This window comes from Achromobacter sp. (assembly GCF_057314935.1).
In genome coordinates this window covers 18,359-21,967 of sequence record NZ_DBHKZA010000092.1, presented here as the reverse complement: position 1 = coordinate 21,967, position 3,609 = coordinate 18,359, and the positions used below count along the sequence as shown (strand labels likewise).

Here is a 3,609-nt window from a genome sequence, read left to right as displayed (position 1 = left end):
CACGACAGGCGTCTTAAAAACTCAACTCAAACGCCCACCACCACCGAACAAAAAAAATCACTGCCGATGATAAACCTCGGCCCCTTTCTTAACGAACTCCACTGACTTCTCCTGCATGCCCTTCTGCAACGCGTCCTTCTCACTGACCCCTTGCGCCGCCGCATAATCCCGCACGTCCTGCGTGATCTTCATGCTGCAGAAATGCGGACCGCACATCGAGCAGAAGTGCGCCACTTTCATGGAATCCTTCGGCAGCGTCTCGTCGTGGAATTCCTTTGCGGTGTCCGGATCCAGGCCCAGGTTGAACTGGTCGTCCCAGCGGAATTCGAAGCGCGCTTTTGACAAGGCGTTGTCGCGGATCGCGGCGCCGGGGTGGCCCTTGGCCAGGTCGGCGGCGTGGGCGGCGATCTTGTACGTGATGATGCCGTCCTTCACGTCCTTTTTGTTCGGCAGGCCCAAGTGCTCCTTCGGCGTCACGTAACAGAGCATCGCCGTGCCGTACCAGCCGATCAGCGCGGCGCCGATGCCGGAGGTGATGTGGTCGTAGCCGGGAGCGATGTCGGTGGTCAGGGGGCCCAGCGTGTAGAACGGCGCCTCGTGGCAGTGTTCCAGCTGCAGCTCCATGTTTTCCTTGATCATCTGCATCGGCACATGGCCGGGGCCTTCGATCATCACCTGCACGTCGTGCTTCCAGGCGACCTGCGTCAGTTCGCCCAGCGTCTTCAGTTCGGCGAATTGGGCTTCGTCGTTGGCGTCGTAACCCGAGCCCGGGCGCAGGCCGTCGCCCAGCGAGAAGCTGACGTCATAGGCCTTCATGATGTCGCAGATGTCTTCGAAGCGCTCGTACAGGAAGCTCTCCTTATGGTGGGCAAGACACCACTTGGCCATGATCGAGCCGCCGCGCGAGACGATGCCGGTCATGCGGTCGGCCGTCATCGGAATGAACGGCAGGCGCACGCCGGCGTGGATCGTGAAGTAGTCCACGCCCTGTTCGGCCTGTTCGATCAGCGTGTCGCGGAAGATCTCCCACGTCAGGTCCTCGGCCTTGCCGTCGACCTTTTCCAGCGCCTGGTAGATCGGCACCGTGCCGATCGGCACCGGTGAGTTGCGGATGATCCATTCGCGCGTTTCGTGGATGTGGCGGCCGGTGGACAAGTCCATCACCGTGTCGCCGCCCCAGCGGATCGCCCAGGTCATCTTTTCCACTTCCTCGCCGATGCCGGAGCTGACGGCCGAGTTGCCGATGTTGGCGTTGATCTTCACCAGGAAGTTGCGGCCGATGGCCATCGGTTCGACTTCAGGGTGGTTGATGTTGGCGGGGATGATGGCGCGGCCGCGCGCGATCTCGTCACGCACGAATTCCGGCGTGATGGCCGCGGGGATGGCGGCGCCGAACGATTGGCCCGGGTGCTGGCGCAGCAGGCGCTTGACCATCTTTTCACCGTCGGGGCCGCTGTCGCGCAGCGTTTGCAGGTAGTGCTCGCGGCGCAGGCTTTCGCGGATCGCCACGTACTCCATTTCGGGCGTCACGATGCCGCGACGCGCATAGTGCATCTGCGACACGTTGGCGCCGGATCTGGCGCGGCGCGGCGGGCGCTGCAAGTCGAAGCGCATGGCCGTCAGCTTGGGATCGGTCAGGCGTTCGCGGCCGTAATCGCTGGTCGGGCCCGGCAGCACTTCCGTATCGCCGCGTTCTTCGATCCAGGCGCGGCGCAGCGCTGGCAGGCCGCGGCGGATGTCGATCTTGGCGTCGGGGTCGGTGTAGGGACCGCTGCAGTCGTAGACCGTCAGTGGGGGGTTCTTTTCCCCGCCGAACATCGTCGGCGTGTCGTCCTGCTCGATCTCGCGGAACGGGACGCGGATGTCGGGGCGCGAGCCCGTTTCATACACGCGGCGCGATTTGGGCAGCGGTGCGACGGCCGCCGCGTCGACTTCGGCGGTAGCGGCCAGGAATTTGGGATTGGCGTTCATGGAAAGCTCCAAGCGAGTTGTTGGAGCCGATCGGGAAGGACTTCCGCCAGGCGTGCGAGGACCCCTGGCGGAAATACGGCTCCCAGCATCGGCATTATCCGTACTGGTACGAAGGGACTCTCTCAACACGTCCTGCCGGAAAGGCGGGACGAGTACCCCTGCGCGAAAGCGAAGTATAGAGCCAACTGCGAGGAGGGCTGGTATTACTGCTTTACAATTGGATTCAGTCTGGGGCGACAGTGTCATTCAGGTTCGGTACACTTTTTCAATGAAACGCCCGGCGGGTAGTCGTCTTGCCGGGACCAGCCCACTTAAGAAGGAATCGAGCATGCAACTGACCCTACGCAAATTGGCGCCCGCCCTGGTTGTTGTGACGTTGGCGCTAGCAGGTTGCAAGACCGCCCCGACGAAGTCGTCCGGTGCCGCGGCCACGCCCGAAGCCGGCCAGCAAACGACCCAGCCGGCCACCGCCTCGTCGGTGGACTTCTACCTGGCGCAGCAGCAGCCCGCCCCGGGCCTGCGCGAAATCGCGCTGCCTGACGGCAAGCTCTACATGCAGCAGACGCCCGTGCTGACGCGCGCTGACCTGACCGATGCCGCCGCGCTGGTGGATCGCCAAGGCCAGAACTTCGTGGGCCTGCGCTTTTCAGAAGCCGGCGCGCGCAAGCTGACGGACGTCAGCACCAAGAACGTCGGCAACCGCCTGGCGCTGGTGATCGACCAGGAACTGGTCGCGGCCCCCAGCATTGCCGAACCGCTGAACCGCGGCGTGCTCGCGTTTGGCGTGGCATCGGCCCAGGCCGCGTCTGAAATCGCCGCCAAGATCCGTGGCGACGCCGCCCCGGCTCCGGCCGCAAACGGCACGGCGCCCGCGCCCAAGCCCTGATCTTCGGGCGGGCGTTGGCCCGCATCCGCAAGACGAAAAAAATCCGCATCGAACGATGCGGATTTTTTTTGCCCGTGAGGGCTCAGGTATTCAGGGCAGGGCGATGCGCTGATCAGCCGGGCTTGCGTCCTCGGGGCTTGACGGTACGGCGGGCGTGCGCCGTTTCGATGAAAGTCAGCGTCAACGCTTCGAGCTGCACGCGGTCTTCGGGCGATAGCCCGTCGAACAGCGAGGGCGCGATATTGGGAAAAGGCCAGGGCGCTTGCGGACGGCGGCGCTTGGGCAGGCGCGCCATGGTTTCGGCAATGCCTGCGGGCGCAAGCGTATCGGACAGGTCATAACCTTCCATGGGCAGTTCCATGGGGCCTTTGCCGGTTTCAAGCCATTCCGCTTCGATTTTCAGAATCTGGGCAAGCTTGCGCACCGACCGGCTGGAGTGGCGAAGCCCGCTTTCGTAACTGGCGATTGCACTTTGCGAAATCCGCGCCAGACGCGCGAGCGTCTTCTGCGTGTGGCCACGCAGAAGACGGGCTTGCTTCAATCGGTCTGAAAATGTCTTCACGCACCGATTGAAGCTTGCTCGTCATCTACTTTGGTAGCTATAAGAATCACTTAAGTAATAATTCTGGGAGTGCGTTCGCATGCAGGAACGGGGCAATGTGTTCGTCGTGCAGCTTGATGAAATGACGAGCAATAATTTTGTCGCTGCCTTGCGTGAATTTCAATGGCAGGTCAGCGCGTTCGAATCGCCG

Annotated in this window: 3 protein-coding genes; 1 reads left to right on the top strand and 2 read right to left on the bottom strand. The window is 62.8% G+C overall.

The window, feature by feature from the left end; translation table 11 throughout:
- Positions 1 to 57: 57 nt before the first annotated feature.
- Complete coding sequence (gene thiC / locus ACO6D5_RS25560) at positions 58 to 1,971, bottom strand: phosphomethylpyrimidine synthase ThiC (protein ID WP_485826923.1); 1,914 nt, start codon at positions 1,969 to 1,971, stop codon at positions 58 to 60.
- A 328-nt stretch (positions 1,972 to 2,299) separates the two neighbouring features.
- Here thiC and ACO6D5_RS25555 point away from each other — a divergent pair, with 328 nt between their 5' ends.
- The gene (locus tag ACO6D5_RS25555) at positions 2,300 to 2,857 is read left to right on the top strand and encodes a SecDF P1 head subdomain-containing protein (protein WP_485826922.1); all 558 of its coding nucleotides are present in this window, start codon (positions 2,300 to 2,302) and stop codon (positions 2,855 to 2,857) included.
- Positions 2,858 to 2,969: 112 nt separating this feature from the next.
- On the opposite strand, the gene ACO6D5_RS25550 is transcribed toward ACO6D5_RS25555, so the two are convergent.
- The gene (locus ACO6D5_RS25550; RefSeq protein ID WP_485826921.1) at positions 2,970 to 3,398 is read right to left on the bottom strand and encodes a helix-turn-helix domain-containing protein; all 429 of its coding nucleotides are present in this window, start codon (positions 3,396 to 3,398) and stop codon (positions 2,970 to 2,972) included.
- Positions 3,399 to 3,609: the final 211 nt, after the last annotated feature.

Coding starts and splice junctions, on each gene's coding strand:
- thiC (WP_485826923.1), bottom strand. CDS start 1,971: ATGAACGCCAATCCCAAATTCCTGGCCGCTACCGCCGAAGTCGACGCG.
- ACO6D5_RS25555 (WP_485826922.1), top strand. CDS start 2,300: ATGCAACTGACCCTACGCAAATTGGCGCCCGCCCTGGTTGTTGTGACG.